The sequence below is a fragment of the Pseudomonas sp. TH08 genome, from assembly GCF_016651275.1.
GTDB lineage: Bacteria > Pseudomonadota > Gammaproteobacteria > Pseudomonadales > Pseudomonadaceae > Aquipseudomonas.
This window is the reverse complement of sequence record NZ_JAEKEE010000001.1, coordinates 848,668-867,611: the sequence shown is the minus strand read 5'-3', so window position 1 is coordinate 867,611 and position 18,944 is coordinate 848,668. Positions and strand designations below refer to the sequence as shown.

15 protein-coding genes are annotated in these 18,944 nt (G+C 60.9%); 8 read left to right on the top strand and 7 right to left on the bottom strand.

Going from position 1 to position 18,944, the window contains the following annotated elements:
- Positions 1 to 13: 13 nt before the first annotated feature.
- From JFT91_RS04135 to JFT91_RS04110, 6 genes are all read left to right on the top strand, one after another.
- Positions 14 to 877, top strand: a complete 864-nt coding sequence (locus tag JFT91_RS04135; protein WP_201229049.1) for a LysR substrate-binding domain-containing protein — start codon at positions 14 to 16, stop codon at positions 875 to 877.
- Between the two features lie 222 nt (positions 878 to 1,099).
- On the top strand, positions 1,100 to 2,176 hold the full coding sequence (locus JFT91_RS04130; RefSeq protein ID WP_201231646.1) for a putative 2-aminoethylphosphonate ABC transporter ATP-binding protein: 1,077 nt from the start codon (positions 1,100 to 1,102) through the stop codon (positions 2,174 to 2,176).
- Entirely contained in the window at positions 2,176 to 3,900 is a 1,725-nt protein-coding gene (locus tag JFT91_RS04125; protein WP_201231645.1) for a putative 2-aminoethylphosphonate ABC transporter permease subunit, read from the top strand. The genes JFT91_RS04130 and JFT91_RS04125 overlap by 1 nt, the downstream gene beginning before the upstream one ends.
- Before the next feature lie 35 nt (positions 3,901 to 3,935).
- Entirely contained in the window at positions 3,936 to 4,961 is a 1,026-nt protein-coding gene (locus tag JFT91_RS04120) for a putative 2-aminoethylphosphonate ABC transporter substrate-binding protein (protein WP_201231644.1), read from the top strand.
- Positions 4,962 to 5,079: 118 nt separating this feature from the next.
- Positions 5,080 to 6,213: a TIGR03364 family FAD-dependent oxidoreductase gene (locus tag JFT91_RS04115; RefSeq protein WP_201231643.1), complete on the top strand. Its 1,134-nt coding sequence runs from the start codon at positions 5,080 to 5,082 to the stop codon at positions 6,211 to 6,213.
- The gene (locus JFT91_RS04110) at positions 6,213 to 6,770 is read left to right on the top strand and encodes a phosphonate degradation HD-domain oxygenase (protein WP_201231642.1); all 558 of its coding nucleotides are present in this window, start codon (positions 6,213 to 6,215) and stop codon (positions 6,768 to 6,770) included. The genes JFT91_RS04115 and JFT91_RS04110 overlap by 1 nt, the downstream gene beginning before the upstream one ends.
- 114 nt (positions 6,771 to 6,884) lie before the next feature.
- On the opposite strand, the gene JFT91_RS04105 is transcribed toward JFT91_RS04110, so the two are convergent.
- Both JFT91_RS04105 and JFT91_RS04100 read right to left on the bottom strand, forming a co-directional pair.
- The gene (locus JFT91_RS04105; protein WP_201231641.1) at positions 6,885 to 8,261 is read right to left on the bottom strand and encodes a GTPase/DUF3482 domain-containing protein; all 1,377 of its coding nucleotides are present in this window, start codon (positions 8,259 to 8,261) and stop codon (positions 6,885 to 6,887) included.
- Positions 8,254 to 9,627, bottom strand: coding sequence for a DUF2868 domain-containing protein (locus JFT91_RS04100; protein ID WP_201231640.1), 1,374 nt, complete (start codon positions 9,625 to 9,627; stop codon positions 8,254 to 8,256). Before JFT91_RS04100 ends, JFT91_RS04105 begins: the two co-directional genes overlap by 8 nt.
- 85 nt (positions 9,628 to 9,712) lie before the next feature.
- Between JFT91_RS04100 and JFT91_RS04095 the strand changes: the two genes are divergently transcribed.
- Positions 9,713 to 10,225: a dihydrofolate reductase gene (locus JFT91_RS04095; protein WP_201231639.1), complete on the top strand. Its 513-nt coding sequence runs from the start codon at positions 9,713 to 9,715 to the stop codon at positions 10,223 to 10,225.
- 79 nt (positions 10,226 to 10,304) lie between these two features.
- Here the strand turns inward: JFT91_RS04095 and JFT91_RS04090 are convergent, their stop codons facing one another.
- Positions 10,305 to 11,696: an L-cystine transporter gene (locus JFT91_RS04090; RefSeq protein ID WP_201231638.1), complete on the bottom strand. Its 1,392-nt coding sequence runs from the start codon at positions 11,694 to 11,696 to the stop codon at positions 10,305 to 10,307.
- A 240-nt stretch (positions 11,697 to 11,936) separates the two neighbouring features.
- Between JFT91_RS04090 and JFT91_RS04085 the strand changes: the two genes are divergently transcribed.
- Entirely contained in the window at positions 11,937 to 12,998 is a 1,062-nt protein-coding gene (locus JFT91_RS04085; RefSeq protein WP_201229029.1) for an HAD family hydrolase, read from the top strand.
- A gap of 164 nt (positions 12,999 to 13,162) precedes the next feature.
- Here JFT91_RS04085 and ilvD read toward each other — a convergent pair whose 3' ends face one another.
- The 4 genes from ilvD to JFT91_RS04065 all read right to left on the bottom strand — a co-directional run bounded on the left by ilvD (position 13,163) and on the right by JFT91_RS04065 (position 18,523).
- Positions 13,163 to 15,004, bottom strand: coding sequence for a dihydroxy-acid dehydratase (gene ilvD, locus JFT91_RS04080; RefSeq protein WP_201229028.1), 1,842 nt, complete (start codon positions 15,002 to 15,004; stop codon positions 13,163 to 13,165).
- Positions 15,005 to 15,259: 255 nt separating this feature from the next.
- The gene (locus tag JFT91_RS04075) at positions 15,260 to 16,483 is read right to left on the bottom strand and encodes an MFS transporter (RefSeq protein WP_201198608.1); all 1,224 of its coding nucleotides are present in this window, start codon (positions 16,481 to 16,483) and stop codon (positions 15,260 to 15,262) included.
- Positions 16,476 to 17,453 (bottom strand): diiron oxygenase, encoded by a 978-nt coding sequence (locus JFT91_RS04070; protein ID WP_201229026.1) that lies wholly within the window; start codon positions 17,451 to 17,453, stop codon positions 16,476 to 16,478. The genes JFT91_RS04075 and JFT91_RS04070 overlap by 8 nt, the downstream gene beginning before the upstream one ends.
- Positions 17,450 to 18,523 (bottom strand): SagB family peptide dehydrogenase, encoded by a 1,074-nt coding sequence (locus JFT91_RS04065; RefSeq protein WP_201198606.1) that lies wholly within the window; start codon positions 18,521 to 18,523, stop codon positions 17,450 to 17,452. The genes JFT91_RS04070 and JFT91_RS04065 overlap by 4 nt, the downstream gene beginning before the upstream one ends.
- Positions 18,524 to 18,944 lie beyond the last annotated feature (421 nt).

Here is an 18,944-nt window from a genome sequence, read left to right as displayed (position 1 = left end):
AAGAGGAACGGTTGTGCTGAGTGCCGAGCTAAAGGCGTTTTACATGGTTGCTCGCCTGGGCAGCATCACGCTGGCGGCGAAAAAGCTCGGCCTCAGCCAACCGACCGTGACCACGCAGATCCGCAATCTGGAAAGTCAGTATTCGGTGGAGTTGTTCTACCGGGGCGGCCGGCGCTTGAGCGTCAGCGACGAAGGCGCGCGATTGCTGCCGATGGTCAAGGCGCTGTTGCAGCAGGAGGCCGATATCGAGTTTTTCCTGCGCAACAGCGGCCAGGTGCAGGGCACGTTGCGCATCGCCGCCACCGCGCCGTATTACATCCTTGATCTGGTGAAGACCTTTCGTGAGCGTCTGCCGCAGGTCGAGGTCTCGGTGGAAATCGGCAATTCACAGCAGGTGCTTGAGGCGTTGGAGGACTACCGGGTGGATGTTGCGGCGTCTTCGCAGTTGCTCGAGGATGCGCGGCTGATTCGCCGGGTGCTGGGCACTGATCCGCTGGTGCTGGCGGTGCATCGCAATCATCCGTTGGCGGCGCAGGAGCATGTGGCGCTCAGTGCGTTGGCCGGGCATACGTTGTTGATGCGCGAGTCGGGCTCGACCACGCGGCGGCTGACGGAAGAATTGCTGGCGACTGCCGGAGTGAGTTACGGGCCGTTGTTGGAGATTGGCAGCCGTGAGTCGATCCGTGAGGCGGTGCTGCGCAATATCGGCATCAGCATCATTGCGCGGCAGGAAGTGCCGCATGATCCGCAGTTACGCGTGTTGACGATCGAGAATGCACCGCAGATTCCGGAATATCTGTATTGCCTCAAGGAGCGCAAGAACGCGCGGCTGCCGGCGGCGTTTCTTGGCTTGGCCCAGGAAATGTCTCCTGCCTGAGTTCTTCGATGTGCGAGCTGGCCTCTTCGCGAGCAGGCTCGCTCCCACATTGGAATGCGTTCCCCTGTAGGAGTGAGCCTGCTCGCGATGAGGTCAGTGCAAGCAACATTTCATCTGAACCAAAATCCCCGAATACCACTATCGGCCGTTTTTGCCTCGTTGCCACATGACGGACGCATTACAACTCTAGGATTGGCCCCATCTGCTTGATGAGGTCTGTCCATGAATCCTGCCATCGCAACTGCCCTGACCAACCCCGGTGCGCCGATGAAAGTGCGCGGCGTGCAGAAACGCTTCGGCGCGTTCACCGCTCTGGATAACGTCTCCCTCGACGTCGCCGCCGGTGAACTGGTGTGCCTGCTCGGCCCGTCGGGCTGCGGCAAGACCACGCTGCTGCGCTGCATCGCCGGCCTGGAAAAGCAGGACAGCGGCGAGTTGTACCTCGGCGATCGCGACGTCTCGCACCTCGCCCCGCAAGCCCGCGACTACGGGATTCTGTTCCAGTCCTACGCGCTGTTCCCCAATCTCACCGTCGAAGCGAACATTGCCTACGGCCTCGCCGGCAGCGGTCGCGACGAGGTGCGCCGCCGCGTCGGGCAGATGCTCGAGCTGGTCGGCCTCACCGGCAGTGAGAAAAAGTATCCCGGCCAATTGTCCGGCGGCCAACAGCAACGCGTCGCTTTGGCCCGCGCCCTGGCACCTGCACCGTCGCTGCTGCTGCTCGACGAACCGATGTCGGCCCTCGACGCCCGCGTTCGCGAGCATCTGTGCACCGAACTGCGCCAACTGCAACGCAACCTCGGCATCACCACCCTGATGGTCACGCACAATCAGGACGAGGCCATGCTGATGGCCGACCGCATCGCCGTGATGAACAACGGCCGCGTCGAGCAGTACGCCACCCCGCAGGAAATCTACAACCGCCCGGCCACGCCTTTCGTGGCCGAGTTTGTCGGCCAGGGCAACTGGCTGCCGTTCCAGCGCAGCAGCGACAGTCATGCGCAGGTTGGCGGGATGAGCCTGCGCCTGAGCGACGGCAGCGTCCAGCGTGCTTCGGGCCGTCTGTTCTGCCGTCCGGAAGCGATCAACGTCAATCCGCCGGTGCACGAAGAAAACCTGTTCCCGGCCAAGGTTCGTGAAATCACTTTCCTCGGCAACCGTTGCCGCATGAGCTTCGAACTCGATCAACTGCCGGGCCACGCACTGCTCGCCGAGCTCGCGCCGGAAGCCATGCCACGCCTCGGTGCTCAACAAATCATGGTCGCCTTGCCGCCGCGCAGCTTGCAGGTGTTTGCCTGATGAACAGCAATCTCGCGCTGCCGCTACCGCACAAGCAGGTGCGACAGGCTTCGAAAGCCGAGATCGGCGACCGCATTTTCGTCGTTGGCGGCAAACTCCTGCTGCTGGTATTGCTTGGCGTTGCGGTGCTGTTGCCGTTGCTGGCGATCTTCTGGCGCGGCTTCAGCAGTGAAGCCGGGCAGGGCGGTGGCTGGGTTGCGGCGAAGGAACTGGTGACCAGCGAGAATTTCCACTGGCTGCTCGGCAACAGCCTTAAGGTTTCCCTCAGTGTCGCGGCCATCGTCGTGCCGCTGGCCTATCTGTTTGCCTACGCGCTGCAACGCACAATGATTCCGGCCAAGGGCATCTGGCGCGGAATTTCCCTGCTGCCGTTGATGGCGCCGTCGATGCTGCCGGGTATTGCGCTGGTCTATCTGTTCGGCAACCAAGGCATGTTGCGCGGGCTGCTCTCGGACAATATCTACGGCTTCTGGGGGATTGTGCTGGGCGAGGTGATTTACACCTTCCCGCATGCGTTGATGATTTTGCTGTCGGCGTTGTCGCTGGCGGACGCACGCCTTTTCGATGCCGCGTCGAGCATGGGCGCCAGTCCGGCCAAGGCCTTTCGCAGCATCACCTGGCCGGCGACGCGCCAAGCGGTTTTTGCCGCGTTCTGTCTGGTGTTCACCCTGACCATCACCGATTTCGGTGTGCCGGTGGTGGTCGGTGGCGACTATCAAGTGCTGGCGCTCGAAGCCTACAAAGCCGTAGTCGGTCAGCAGCAGTTCGGTCGTGGCGCGTTGATCGGCATGGTGCTGTTGCTGCCGGCGCTGTTCAGCTTTGGCGTCGATGCCTGGCTGCGTCGCCGTCATGGTGATTCCATGAGCGGTCGTGCCCAGGTGTTCAAACCGGCGCCGTCGAAGCTGCGCGATGGCTGCTATCTGGCGATTGTCTTGTTGATCAGCGCCGCGTTGATTCTGGTGTTCGGCATGGCGGTGTTTTCGTCGCTGGTGAAGTTCTGGCCGTACAACCTGTCGCTGTCGCTCAACCATTACCAGTTCAACGAAACCGCCGGCGGTGGCTGGCTGGCCTACAGCAACAGCTTGAAGATGGCCTTGGGCACAGCGCTGATCGGCAGCGTGCTGATCTTCACCGGTGCTTACCTGATGGAGAAAACCCGCGGCCAGCGCGGCCTGAACTTGGCGTTGCGCATGCTCAGTTTTGTGCCGATGGCGGTGCCGGGGCTGGTGCTCGGTCTCGGTTACGTCTTCTTCTTCAATCTCACGGGTAACCCGCTGCACGTGCTCTACGGGACGATGACGCTGCTGATCGTCTGCACCATTGCGCACTATCTGACCACCGCACAAATGACCGCGACCACTGCGCTGCGCCAACTCGATGCCGAGTTCGAAGCCGCTGCGCTGTCGCTGAAGGCGCCGCTGTATCGGCACTACCTGCGCGTCACCGTGCCGATCTGTCTGCCGGCGCTGCTCGACATCGTGCGCTACCTGTTCGTCTCGGCGATGACCACCGTTTCCGCTGCGATCTTCCTCTACAGCCCCGACACCATCCTCGCGGCGGTAGCGGTGCTGAACATGGATGACGCCGGCAACGTCGGCGGCGCGGCGGCGATGTCGACTCTGATTCTGTTCACCTCGGCGGGCGTGTCCCTGCTGCTGGCGTGGGCTTCGCGCGGCTTGCTGCGCCGTTCTCAAGCCTGGCGGCAAACCGCGCCCGGTCACTGATTAGCACCTTCAACTCAAAAGACAGGAAAACGATCATGTTCAAGCCTATGGCTCTGGCCGCTGCTGTGCTCGCTACTTTCAGCCTGAATGCCTTTGCGGCAAAAACCGAGTTGACGGTGTACACCGCCCTCGAAGCCGAGCAATTGACCGCTTACAAAGCCGCGTTCGAAAAGGCCAACCCGGACGTCGAGATCAAGTGGGTGCGTGACTCCACCGGGATCATCACCGCCAAACTGTTGGCCGAAAAGGCCCGTCCACAGGCTGACGCGGTGTGGGGCCTCGCGGCTTCGAGCCTGGCGATCCTCGATCAGCAAGGCATGCTGCAAAGCTATGCGCCGAAGGACCTCGGCAAGATCGGCGCGAACTACCGCGACGCCGCAAATCCGCCAGCGTGGGTCGGCATGGACGTCTGGGCCGCGACCATTTGCTTCAACACCGTCGAAGCCGAGAAGCAGGGCCTGAGCAAACCGGTGAGCTGGCAGGATCTGACCAAGCCTGAGTACAAAGGCAAGATCGTCATGCCCAATCCGGCATCGTCCGGCACCGGTTTCCTCGACGTCAGCGCCTGGCTGCAAACCTTCGGCGAGAAGCAGGGTTGGGCGTACATGGACGGTCTGCACCAGAACATCGGTCAGTACGTTCACTCCGGTTCCAAGCCTTGCAAGTTAGCGGCGGCGGGCGAGTTTCCGATCGGGATTTCCTTTGAGTACCCAGCGGTGCAGTTGAAGCGTCAGGGCGCGCCGCTGGACATCATCCTGCCGAAGGAAGGTCTGGGCTGGGAGATCGAAGCGACGGCGGTGATCAAAGGCACGCCGCATGAAGACGCGGCGAAGAAACTGGCTGACTTCTCGGCGAGTGCCGAGGCGATGGATCTGTACAAGGAGAACTTCGCCGTGCTCGCGCAGCCGGGTATTGCCAAGCCGCAAACCGAATTGCCGGCGGATTACGAGCAGCGTCTGATCAAGAACGACTTTGCCTGGGCTTCGAAAAATCGCGACGAAATCCTCACCGAGTGGCGCAAGCGCTATGACGGCAAGTCCGAGAAAGTCGTCGCCAATTAACATTTTTATCGGCTGACAGGGCCCCTTCGCGAGCAGGCTCGCTCCCACAGGGGAACGCATTCCAATTGTGGGAGCGAGCCTGCTCGCGAATGCGGTCTCTCATTCAGAGCACCTCTAAATGACACACCACAAAGACCTGCTCATCGTAGGTGCCGGCATCCTCGGCCTGTCCCACGCTTACGCCGCCGCCAAGCGCGGCCTCAAGGTCACTGTTTTCGAACGCACCGCTACGCCCCTCGGCGCCTCGGTGCGCAACTTCGGCCAAGCGCTGGTCACCGGCCAACCACCCGGCCCGATGCTCGAACTGGCCAAGGCCAGCCGCGACATCTGGGGCGATTGGGCGCAACTCGCCGGGCTGAAAATCAAACGCAACGGCTCGTACCTGTTCGCCCGCACCGAAGCCGAAGAACATCTGCTCGAAGCCTTCTGCGCCGGCCGCGCCGTCGAGCACGGTTACCACGTCGACTTGCTGCGCGGCGCGGCACTGCGCGACGTGTACAACGGCCAGTTCAGCCATCATCGCGCCGCACTTCACGGCGTCGACGATCAACAGTTGTATTCGCGCGAAGCAATTCCGGCGTTGATCGACTACCTGCGCCGCGACCTCGGCGTCGAGTTTCATTTCTCGACGCTGGTGCGTGACGTCGAGCCGGGGCACCTGCACAGCACCGCCGGCAGCTTCACCGCCAGGCAGATCATCGTCTGCTCGGGCCACGACTATCAGACCTTGCTGGCCGAGCCAATCGCCGCGCTCGATCCGCACATCTGCCGGTTGCAAATGCTCCGCGCCAAACCGCAAGCCGAGCTGAATCTGCAACACGCCTTGCTCACCGGCCTGAGTTGCGTGCACTACGGCGCCTTCGCCGATCTGCCGGAAGCGGCGGCGGTGCAGGCGCAGATCCTGCGCGAACAGCCACATCTGCACGACAACGGCATTCACCTGCTGATCAGCCCGACACCTTACGGCGAGTTGATCATTGGCGACTCGCACCATTACGGCAGCGACCCATCGCCATTCAACGCTGAGCAAGTGGATAACTGGATGCTTGAGCTGGCCGAACAGACACTGGGCTGCAAGGTGCAGGTGGTCGAGCGCTGGCAGGGCGTCTATGGTTCTCGGGGCCCGGGGCCGTTTTCGTTCCTGCGCCCGGCTCCTGGGCTGAGTGTTGCGTTGATGCACACGGGCGTCGGCATGAGCGTCGGCCCGGCGATGGCCGAGCGCAACATTGCGCAGTTGCTGGAGGAAGTGTGATGGCAGGTCACGAGCAAACCGTCGCCAAGGTATTCGGGCTGTATGAACGCTTCGGCACTCGCGATTACATTGGCGAACCGGTGTCGCAGATCGAGCATATGTCTCAAGCGGCCGAGCTGGCGATGGCCGAAGGTTTTGATGACGAAGTGGTGCTGGCGGCGTTCTTTCATGACATCGGCCATTTGTGTGCCGAAGGCGCGGAGAACATGGGCGGCTATGGCGTGGTCAGCCATGAACGTTTGGGCGCGAATTATCTGCGTGAGGCCGGTTTCAGCGAGCGCATGGCGCGGCTGGTGGAATATCACGTTGAGGCCAAGCGCTATCTGACGCTGCGTGAGCCGGGGTATTTCGAGCGGTTGAGTGAGGCGAGTCGCCGGACGCTGGAATATCAGGGCGGGGTGATGACCGAGGCCGAGGCGGATGAATTCGAGCGCGATCCGTTGTGTGCCGTCAGTTTGCGCATGCGGCAGTGGGATGAGCTGGCAAAGGAGAGGGCGGTGCCGGTGATTGATATGGCAGTGCTGAAAGAGAAAGCGGCGCGATTGTTTGCTGCCTAAGTTTTTGAACCGAGTTGCTGCAATCGCTAGCAGGCTAGCTCCCACAGGGGATTTGTGTTGTGACCACGATCCAGTGTGGGAGCGAGCCTGCTCGCGAAGAGGCCGGCTCAGGCGCTACAAATCTTCAGCCAAAGACTCAATCTGCTCCTGCCGCTCCGCCTGATTCAACTTCGGATGCGGATTCAGTGATGACCACTGCGGATGCGCCCGCGCCTTGTTCAGCGCTTCCGGCAGTTTGCCCTCGCGCCAGGTCTTGTCTTGTGGCGTGGCAACCTGAACGGCGTCCATCGCTGCATGTCCCCGGGCGTTCAACGCCTGCACCAACTGCCGCTGACGCAATGCCAACAGGCGCAGAACGCTGTCGTCGACGGTAAGCTCACGCTGCCCTTTGATCTTGCCGAGCAACCGGCTGCCATAACTGCGCGCCGTTTGCAGAGCACCCCCGGCAATCGCACCCGCCAACGCCGCGGCGCCGAGGGTAATCCCGCCGACCAGCAGGTCCACGCCTGCCCCGGCCGCCGCGCCGGCAGCAATTCCGCCGCCCACGCGCACACCGAGTTGCTTCAGGGTTTCCGGGTTGAACAAGTCATCGCCCCAACGCCCATCCAGCAACGGCAAATCACTCGCTGCGGCATCTTGCGGGCGAAATCCGTAGAGCTTGAGCAACGCCTCGACGCATGTCTGCTCACGTTGGCGCACCGCTTTGCGCAGTTCGCTGATGGCTTGCTGTTCCTGTTCGGCTTCACTGACCACACTGCGTCGACACGCGGCGCAGTCAATCAGCAGTTCGGCGATCAGTCGCGCCGCACTTTGCTGACGGGCGAGGCGCTGGGCTTGCTGATCAGCGATCAACCGCTCCAGCTGCGGACGTGCATTTTCCAGCAGCAGCGCGAGGCTTTCGTACAGCCGCCGCTCGCCATCTTCCGGCGGCGCCACGCTGTCGAAGCGCACCAGCGCATGCAGGCCAAGCCGCGCCAGCGCCTCGCGCCAATCGGGTTCGCGATGGTTGGCGCTGCTGACAAAATTCAGCACCGGCAGCAGCGGTTTTCCGCAACTGGCCAGCACTTCAAGTTCGTCGCGGTACTTGGCCAGCACCGGCTCGCGGGCATCGATCACATACAGCCCGGCGTCGGAGGCGAGCAGTTGTCGCAGCACTTTGGCTTCCTGCTCGAAACGCTGACGCGCCTCGCTGCCGTCGAGAAACCGCGCCAGCCGCGCCGGGCCATCGAGGCGCTCGCCGGGGCGTTCCAGGCGCTCGAGAAAATCCAGCAGGGCGATGGCGTCTTCCAGCCCCGGCGTGTCGTAGAGGTCGAGCAACGGCTCGCCGTCCACCGACAACCGCGCACCTTCGACATGCCGCGTGGTGCTTGGGCGATGGGAGACTTCGCCGAAGCCGACATCGCGGGTCAGCGTGCGCAGCAGCGAGGTCTTGCCGACGTTGGTGTGGCCGACCACCGCGAGTTTCAGCGGCGCTTTCCAGGCATCAGTCATGACCCGTCTCCAGCCAGTTCAACGGTGCGCAATCGGCGAACGGTAATTCAAGCTGTTGCAACGCGATGTGCCAGTCGCCGAGGCGCTCGGCGTCCAGCGCTTCGCCGGGTGGCGCTTGCAGCAGCCAGACGCGGGTTTCGCCCGCACTACGCGCCAGTTCGGCGATCAAGGCGAGGCTGCCGCGATCCGGCGAGCGTCGTGGGTCACAGGCGATGGCCAGACGTGCCGGCGGGAAACGGCTCAGTTGTTCGAGGAGTTTATGGCGCGATTCGCGGCTGTCGAGGATGCCGGCGTTGCTGACGTTTTTCGGCAACGCGGGCGGCCATGGACGTTGCTCGTCGAGTTCGATGGCGACCAGCAACGCACCTTCGCAGGCGAGTTCGCCAACGCCGCTTTCGACGCGATGCATCTGCGCCGGCTCCGGATCGTTGACGCCGAGGCGCTCGCTGGTCGGCATCAGGCGTTCGCGCAATTGCGCGTAGCCGGGCAGGTTCAAGTCCAGCCGCAGCGCGGCTTTGCCGCTGTTCCAACGCCAGAAACACAACAGCGCCAGCAGCAGGCGCGGCAGTACGCCGTACACCACCAACACGCCGACCAGCCAGGTCGCCCAGGCCTGACGGGCGCTTTCGATATCGAGTGCGCCGTCGCCGCTGGCGCGGATCATCTCCACGGTTGGCACGTTGAAACCCAGCAGCGACGGCAGATAGCCGAGCGCGTGGGTGACGTGGATAAAGGTGTCGGCGCTGAGAATCGTGGTTTCCCAGACGAAGCCGTAGCGCCGGGTCGCCATCAGCATCAGCAGCAGAATCAATGCGCACAGCATTGCCATTAGCCACAAACCGTTGACCAGCGTACCGAGCGCCCAACGGTTGAGTTTCTTGCGTTGCAGCATCAGCAGGAGGGCGGGCGCCAGTTGTGCGGCTTTGGCGTCGCGGGCGAGTTTCTCGCTGAGCCACAGCCATAACCGGCCGAGGGTAGCGCCGTGTTCGCCGGCGAAGATCAATCCCAGCACCCAGCTCAACAACAGAATCAGGTTCAGCCCGAGCAAGCTGCCCAAGGCCCAGAACACGTTGACCGGCGTTTGCCCCAATGCGGCGAAGGCCAGCCCGGCACCGCTCAACAGCGCGAAGATCATCAGCAACACCAGCGCCAGACGCGCGCCTTGCAGCCAGTGTTTGAGGGCGGCCGCCAGCCCGTCACGCTCGGCCAGCCACAACGCGCGGCGCTGAATACGGCTCGGCAGATCGCCGCCGGCCGCGCGGGCCAGTCGATTGGCTTCCAGGTCATCCAGGGGGCCGGCGTGTTCTTCGCGTAGACGCACGGTCTCGGTGAGCCAGAGGTTTTGCAGTGGAGTCAGTTCAGTCACGCGGCATCCCGTCGCTTAATTGAGCCGTGAGCATAACCGCTGTGGCGCTTATCGGGGTAAGCGGCGCTCTGGTATCCTCGCCGGCATGACTAAATCACTCCCCCTCAGCCTGATCGCAGCCCTCGGTGAAAACCGCGTGATCGGCGTCGACAACAGCATGCCCTGGCACTTGCCTGGGGACTTCAAATACTTCAAGGCCACCACGCTCGGCAAGCCGATCATCATGGGTCGCAAGACCTGGGATTCGCTCGGTCGACCGTTGCCGGGGCGCTTGAACATCGTGGTCAGCCGTCAGGCCGATCTGGCGCTCGAAGGTGCCGAGGTTTATCCGTCGCTCGAGGCCGCGGTGGTTCGCGCCGAGGAATGGGCGAAAGAGCAGGGCGTCGATGAGCTGATGCTGATTGGCGGCGCGCAGTTGTATGCGCAAGGGCTGGCTGATGCGGATCGGTTGTATTTGACCCGTGTAGCGCTGAGCCCGGAAGGCGATGCGTGGTTTCCGGAGTTCGATTTGCAGCAGTGGAAACTGGTGTCGAACGTGCCGAATCCAGCGGAAGGCGATAAACCCGCGTACAACTTCGAAGTCTGGGAAAAAGCCTAAAAGCATCGCGAGCAGGCTCACTCCTACAGGGGGAACGCATTCCAATTGTAGGAGTGAGCCTGCTGGCGATAGCGGTCTGTCAGGCCTGAGCAAGCTCCGCATGCTCATCCGCATCCAGCAGCGCTTTATCGGTCTGCTGCATCACCTGGCTGGTGATCGCGCCGGCTGTGATCGAACCGCTCACGTTCAACGCCGTACGACCCATGTCGATCAGCGGCTCCACCGAAATCAGCAACGCCACCAGTGACACCGGCAAGCCCATCGCCGGCAGCACGATCAGCGCCGCGAACGTTGCACCGCCACCCACGCCCGCCACACCGGCCGAACTCAGCGTGACAATCGCCACCAGCGTCGCGATCCACAGCGGATCCAGCGGATTGATGCCAACAGTCGGCGCAACCATCACCGCCAACATCGCCGGGTACAGACCTGCGCAACCGTTCTGGCCGATGGTCGCACCGAACGACGCGGCAAAACTGGCCACCGACTGTGGAATGCCCAGACGACGCGTCTGCGCTTCAATGCTCAGCGGAATGCTCGCCGCGCTGGAGCGGCTGGTGAACGCGAACGTCAGCACCGGCCAGATCTTGCGGAAGAAACGCAACGGGTTGATCCCGGCCGCCGACACCAGCAAGCCGTGCACCACGAACATCAGGCCGAGGCCCAGGTACGACACCACGACGAAACTGCCGAGTTTGATGATGTCTTGCAGGTTGGAGCCGGCGACCACTTTGGTCATCAGCGCCAGCACACCGTACGGGGTCAGTTTCATCACCAGACGCACCAGACGCATCACCCAGGCTTGCAGGGTGTCGATGGCGTTGATCACTTTCTGACCTTTCTCGACGTCGTCCTTGAGCAGTTGCAGCGCGGCAACCCCGAGGAACGCAGCGAAAATCACCACGCTGATGATCGAGGTCGGCTTGGCCCGCGCCAGATCAGCGAACGGGTTCTGCGGGATGAACGACAGCAGCAGTTGCGGAATATTCAGATCGGCGACCTTGCCGGCATAGTCAGTCTGAATGGTTTGCAGACGGGCCATTTCCTGAGTGCCGGCGACCAGGCCTTCAGCGGTGAGGCCGAACAGATTGGTCAGACCGATGCCGATCAGCGCCGCAATCGCGGTGGTGAACAGCAGCGTGCCGATGGTCAGGAAGCTGATCTTGCCCAGCGACGAAGCGTTGTGCAGACGCGCCACGGCGCTGAGGATCGAGGCGAACACCAGCGGGATGACGATCATTTGCAGCAACTGCACGTAACCGTTGCCGACCAGATCGAACCAGCCGATCGAGGCTTTCAGCACCGGGTTGCCGGCGCCGTAGACGGTGTGCAGGGCCACGCCGAACGCCACGCCCAACACCAGCGCGAGCAGGACTTTTTTCGCCAGACTCCACGAGGTGTGGCGGGTTTGCGCGAGGCCGAAGAGCAGGGCGAGGAACACCAGCAGATTGAGGATCAGCGGCAGATTCATGAAAACTCCGATAAGACTTGTGCCAGTCACATGCTTGGGCGACTGCGAACCGGCAAGCCTAACAGTTTGATTTGCATTGATTTAATACCGAAATCGCAGGGCGTCCGTCGTTTTTGGAATAAGCGCGTGTCGCTCTCGGCAATGCATTTGGCGCAATGGGGACGCGGACGGTCGCTGACAGACGAGGACTGTCACACTTATTTGTTAGCGTCGATCTCTTTGAATCAGGGAGAAGGGCTTATGAAGTTCGCACCGAAATTTCTGGCTGTCGCGCTGGCTGTGGGCTTGGGCCTGGCGGGTCAGGCGTTCGCCACTGACCTCAAGCATTGGCCGGCCGATCAGGCCAAAGCGCTGGACGCGATGATCGCCGCCAACGCCAACAAGGGTAACTACGCGGTGTTCGACATGGACAACACCAGTTACCGCTACGACCTCGAAGAGTCCTTGTTGCCGTTCATGGAAAACAAAGGCCTGATCACCCGCGACAAGCTCGACCCTTCCCTGAAACTGATGCCGTTCAAGGACACCGCCGACCACAAGGAAAGCCTGTTCAGCTACTACTACCGTCTCTGCGAAGTCGACGACATGGTCTGCTACCCGTGGGTGGCGCAGGTGTTCTCCGGCTTCACCCTCAAGGAGCTCAAAGGCTACGTCGATGAGCTGATGGCCTCGGGCAAACCGGTGCCGGCCACCTATTACGAAGGCGATGTGGTCAAGACCCTCGACGTGCAGCCGCCAAAAATCTTCACCGGCCAGGTTGAGCTGTACAACAAGCTGATGGAGAACGGCATCGAGGTCTATGTGATGACCGCCGCTTCTGAAGAGCTGGTGCGTATGGTCGCTGCTGATCCGAAGTACGGCTACAACGTCAAACCGCAGAACGTGATCGGTGTGACCACGCTGCTGAAAAACCGTGAAACCAATGAATTGACCACCGCGCGTAAGCAGATCACTGCTGGCAAATACGACGAGAAGGCCAACCTCGGTCTAGAGCTGACGCCTTACCTGTGGACGCCGGCGACGTGGATGGCCGGCAAGCACGCGGCGATCCTGACCTACATCGATGAGTGGAAAAAGCCAGTATTGGTCGGTGGCGATACCCCGACCAGCGACGGTTACATGCTGTTCCACGATGTTGATGTGGCCAAGGGCGGTATCCACCTGTGGATCAACCGCAAGGACAAGTACATGACGCAATTGAACGGCATGATGGCCAAACATGCAGCGGCGCAGGCCAAGGAAGGGTTGCCGGTGACGGCGGACAAGAACTGGGTGATCGTCAAGCCTGAAGAAATTCAGTAAGACCGAGTCGCTCCCATCGCGAGCAGGCTCACTCCTACAGGGGAACGCATTCCAATTGTAGGAGTGAGCCTGCTCGCGATGGGGTCCTCATGCTCACCAATAATTTCAGCCAAGCAAAAAAATGCCCCGCACTTGGCGGGGCATTTTTATTCGGCGGCTAAAACTTACAGCCCGTCGAGCATTGCCTTGTTGCGCACAGCACCTTTGTCGGCGCTGGTCGCCAGCAGGGCGTAGGCCTTCAGCGCGGTGGTCACTTTGCGTGGACGAATCTCGACTGGTTTCCAGCCTTTCTTGTCCTGCTCGGCGCGGCGTGCAGCCAGTTCTTCGTCGCTGACCAACAGGTTGATCGAACGGTTCGGAATGTCGATCAGCACTTTGTCGCCGTCCTGCACCAGACCGATCGCGCCGCCGGCCGCAGCTTCTGGCGAAGCGTGACCGATGGACAGACCCGACGTACCGCCGGAGAAACGACCGTCGGTGAGCAAGGCGCATGCTTTGCCCAGACCTTTGGATTTGAGGTACGACGTCGGGTAGAGCATTTCCTGCATGCCCGGGCCGCCTTTCGGGCCTTCGTAGCGAATGATGACGATGTCGCCAGCCTTCACTTCGTCGGCGAGGATGCCGCGCACGGCGCTGTCCTGGCTTTCGAAGATTTTCGCGTTGCCTTCGAAGACGTGGATCGATTCGTCGACACCGGCGGTTTTCACCACGCAGCCGTCGAGGGCGATGTTGCCGTACAGCACAGCCAAACCACCTTCTTGCGAATAGGCGTGTTCGACGCTGCGGATGCAGCCGTTTTCACGGTCGTCATCAAGGGTTTCCCAGCGGGTCGACTGGCTGAACGCCGTCTGCGTCGGGATACCGGCAGGGCCGGCCTTGAAGAAGTGGTGCACGGCTTCATCGGTAGTCTGGGTGATGTCCCACTTGGCGATGGCTTCTTCCATGCTGCGGCTGTGCACGGTCGGCAGGTCGGTGTGCAGCAGACCGCCACGGGCCAGCGAACCGAGGATGCTGAAGATGCCGCCAGCGCGGTGCACGTCTTCCATGTGGTACTTCTGGATGTTCGGCGCGACTTTGCACAGCTGTGGAACGCTGCGCGAAAGACGGTCGATGTCGCGCAGGTCGAAATCGATCTCGGCTTCCTGGGCGGCAGCGAGCAAGTGCAGGATGGTGTTGGTCGAACCGCCCATGGCGATGTCGAGCGTCATCGCGTTCTCGAACGCTTTGAAGTTGGCGATGTTGCGTGGCAGCACCGATTCGTCGTTCTCGCCGTAGTAACGCTTGCACAGCTCGACGATGGTGCGGCCAGCCTGCAGGAACAACTGCTCGCGATCGCTGTGGGTAGCGAGGGTCGAACCGTTGCCCGGCAATGCCAGACCCAGTGCTTCGGTCAGGCAGTTCATCGAGTTGGCGGTGAACATGCCGGAGCACGAACCGCAGGTCGGGCAGGCGCTGCGCTCGTACTCGGCGACTTTCTCGTCAGAAGCGCTTTCGTCGGCGGCGATCACCATGGCATCGACGAGGTCGAGGCCGTGGGAGGCGAGTTTGGTCTTGCCGGCTTCCATCGGGCCGCCGGAAACGAAGATCACCGGAATGTTCAGGCGCAAGGCAGCCATCAGCATGCCCGGGGTGATCTTGTCGCAGTTGGAGATGCAGACAATGGCGTCGGCGCAGTGGGCGTTGACCATGTACTCGACGGAGTCGGCGATGATCTCGCGGCTCGGCAGCGAATAGAGCATGCCGTCGTGGCCCATGGCGATGCCGTCATCCACGGCGATGGTGTTGAATTCTTTCGCTACGCCACCGGCGCGTTCGATTTCGCGAGCAACCAGCTGACCCAGGTCTTTCAAGTGCACGTGCCCGGGCACGAACTGGGTGAACGAGTTGGCAATGGCGATGATCGGCTTTTTGAAGTCGTCATCTTTCATCCCGGTGGCGCGCCACAGTGCGCGGGCGCCGGCCATGTTGCGGCCGTGGGTGGATGTTTTCGAACGGTAATCTGGCATGGAACACTCCGGGCGGCTAATCAGGTACTAAAGGGGAGTGAGCTTCTATGAACGTCTGGAACACTCAGAAATGGCCGTGTGTCCGGAAGTTGCCGATGACGTTGCGGGATCGCCGCTGGTCTCAGCCTGAGCTCATAAACCCGCCGGGGGATGAATGGCGATGAATCAGGCGATTCTACACCGCTGGCGTCTGGAGGGAATGGCGCAAAGTGTTGTTGCAGCACCGACGGTGTGTGTGGAATGACGACCGGCAGGCTAATCACCACCCACGGCGTTGGCTTCGAGGATTCTGGCGCGAAGACTGATGTGCCTGTTGAGCGCCAACGCCACGGTGCTCAGCAGAATAAAGCTGTAGCCCAATGTCAATTGCAGGTTGGCCGGGCTCAAACTGATCAGCGCGCTGATAAGGCCACCGCAAATGAAGATGAGGGTGCTGCCTGCCGAGGCCGAGGTGCCGGCAATCTCGGGGAACACGTTCATGGCCTTTGACGTGGCAGCCGGGCGGGCAATGGTGGTACCGGCGGTGCAGATCAGCATCGGGATCAGCACGGTGGCCGGTGCCAGCGCAAAGTTCGCGGACAGGTACAGCATCGTCAGACCCGACAGCAGAATCAGGCTCAGGCCGACGATGATTTGCTGGCCGGGGCGGACCCGTCGACTCAGCAGTGTGGCGACGATGCCGCCCACCACATAGGCGGCACCGTAGATCAGCAGAATCAGTGAGAAGTCATAGGGCGCCATTTGCAGTTGATCCATGAAGATCAGCGGCGAAATCACGATGAAGGAGAAGTGGCAGGCAAAGGCAAATGCCGACACCAGCCAATAGCTGACGAATTCGAAATCTCCCAGCACCCGCCGGTACGACTGAATGAAACCCAGGCGCACGCCGCTGTGAGCAGGGCGACTGTTGTTCAGGAACAGCCAGGCTTTGATCAGCACGACGGCAGCCAGCACGGCGAACACCCAGAAGCTGCCGCGCCAGCCGAGGGTGGCCTGCAGGAAGGTGCCGGCCAGGGGCGACACCGAAATGAAGATCCCCGTGGCGGTCACCATCAGAATGCGCAGACGGTCACGCTGCTCGCCTTCGAACAGATCCTGCACCAAGGCCTGTGACAACACGAAACAGCCGCAGCCCAGGGCCTGCACCACGCGGAATATCAGGAACAACGTGTAATCACTGGTGGCCACGCAGCCGAGCGCGCCGATCATCGAGACCGCCATGCCTGCCAGCAGCAAACCCTTGCGGCCGATCACGTCTGACAGCGGGCCTATCAATACTTGAGCAAAGGCGATGCCCACCGCAAACAGGCTGATCGACAGCGCGATGTCCGCCGGGGAGGTACGGAAGTGTCCGGCCAGCGCCGGAAAAGAAGGCAGCAGGACATCCAGCGGAAACACGCCCAGCAGCACCATCGCCATGAGCAAGCTGACAGCTGCGCGTCGTTGTCGGGTGGTCACCACAGATTTTCCATCATCCATCGATCAATCCTGCCTTGGCAAAAAGTTTCTGGTTGTTGGGGAGTGCGAAGAATCCGGCTTTTTCCAGTGCGTCGAGCGTAGCCATTGCTCCCGTTTTGGCGCGCTGACGGCCGGCGTGTGCATTGACCAAACCGTCGAGAATTTCCCTGATGGCACTGTCGGCAATACCCGCACCACGCAAACTCTGTTGTAGCCAGCGTTCATCGACTTCGAAAAAAATCCTGATGACTTCCAGCAGGATTTTTGCCGCAAACGAGCGTTGACGGCTGTTCAGGGTCAGCCACAGGTAATGGAACACTTCGGAGAAATACCGGCTATGGCGAGCCTCATCAGCGAGGTGGTCGCGCAGCATGTCATTGACGCTGGAGACCAGACTGTCGCGACAGACCTCAAGCAGCTCGCGGGCAATAATGGTTTCCGAGACAAAACCAAGCAGAAACCAGGCCAGCGGGCGGTTGCTTTCTGGCGTTCGGGCGATCACTGCGTTCAGTCGAGTGATCCGTAATGGCATTACCGGGCGTTCGGCAATGCCGTGCAGGCTGGCAATCTGTTCGGCGAGCCGATTGGAGAACAGCGCGTGGTAACCCTCGTCGGTGTACAGCTGCAGGGCAGCGTTTTTCATTCGGGACGGGACGAAGGCGGGCAGTTCGCCATGGACAATGATTTCCACAGCCCGGTTGACGATGCGATGTTCGAGCAGCGTGGTGTAGTCGAGAAAGTGCACCAGATGATTGGCCGCCAGCCTGTGCGTAACATCGAGGCCCGCGGCCTGAACGGCAGGGTGCGCCAGGTACGGCAGGAATGCCGGAGGAAACCAGTGGCGGGTTTGCAGCTGTTGCTGCAGGTCATCCGGCAATTGGTAGTCATGTTGGCTGGTGCGCACCGAAGCGCGGTTGTCCCAGTCGTTGAGGGTGAACTTGAGCGGCCAGGATACAGGTGCTTCGAGTTGATCCGGGGTCAGCGCGCTCATGCTTGCGTTTCCTGCAGCAGGGTCTGCATTTCCTGACACATCGCCTGACCGTCGCTGGCGCCGCAACCGACAAAGAACAGCGGCTGCTCGGCGCTGCCGGTGATGCCCAGCAGGTTCTCGACCTGATGATCGCCAAACGCGCCGGTCAGCCAGGTATTGAGACCCAGCGCTGTGGCTATCAACTGGAACGATTGCGAAAGGTGGCCCGCTTCGACGAAGGCCATGCGATAGGCCCGCGAATGTTCGTATTTCCACCAGAGCTTGTCGAAGCGCGCAGTGATGAACAGCCCCAGCGGCAGGTTATTGATGAAGTGTTGGCCGCCGAGCAGGTTGCCCAGCGCCGATTCGGGCAAAGGGTTGATCAGGCTCAGGGCATGCTCTGCCGAGTGATAGGCATAAATGCCGGGCTCCAGGCCGCGGACATTCTGTGCCAGAACAAAACCTTCACACGCATTCAGTCCTCCGCCCGAAGGGCTGCTGCGACGGGCGTGGAGACCATTGGCGATGCTGTCGTCGCGGTCGTTTTCGCGCTCGTGAAGAAAGCCGAGGGACAAGTAAAGCAGGGTGGCGACGTCATTCAGCGTGATCGCTTCACCGGTATAGGAACGACAGGTCTTGCGCTGACGCAGCGCGCTGCCGAGGCTGTCATCGGCCAACTCGCAAGGCGCGGGCAGCACGATGCGCTCGCTCGCATCCGGCGCTGGACGCTCGTTTTCGGGTGCCGGTTTGCTCAGCACTTCATTGCAGTGGCTCAGGTATTGTCGGGACCATTCGTGGATATTCTGTGGTGTCTGTTCGCACGGGATATTCTGAGTGCCGATGTGATAAATCTTCGACAGTTCATCCCAACCCCATTCAGGGTTGTCTATTTTTGAAACGGTTAGTATTCCTGCGCTTAACAGTTGTGTGTCTATTATGTTGCCGTGATCGAATATGTTCGGATTGTCGATAAGTTTGGCAAGTCGGCAGGCGTAATTAAGATCGAGTTCATGTTGAACGTGGTCTTTGTAGTTCCAGACTATTTGTCCGGGCGTGCGCGGTAATATGAATAGGTACGGATTGATGTGCATGTTCAATACTTCACTCTGGAAGGGTCGGGTGGACGCTGGGTTGCCGGCACTCCCCAGCGTCCTGACTTACTTAACGGGCTTTAGGGGCAACCAGAAAAGCCAGGTTTGCGATTTTGTTAGCTTCCAGGGTAATTGCTTTCATAGTATGAACTCCTTGTTCATTGGGATTGAATGCCACCTCGTGGTGACAACTTAATCATAGTTACTAATTAATTATTGGCAAGTGGATATTAAGTAGGAAGATTCCGTAAATTTGTCGGATCGATCTTTAGCTGGAGTTGGACTTTGTAGGGTAAGTTTCAATAATTAAAAGACGTAAGGAAATGTCCTGCACGTTATTAGGAAGGCCGTGTAGGAAGTTTTGATGGTTGAAGCAGAAAGTGCGCCCTGGCTGGCATGGGCTGGCGTAAAGCAAACGGGG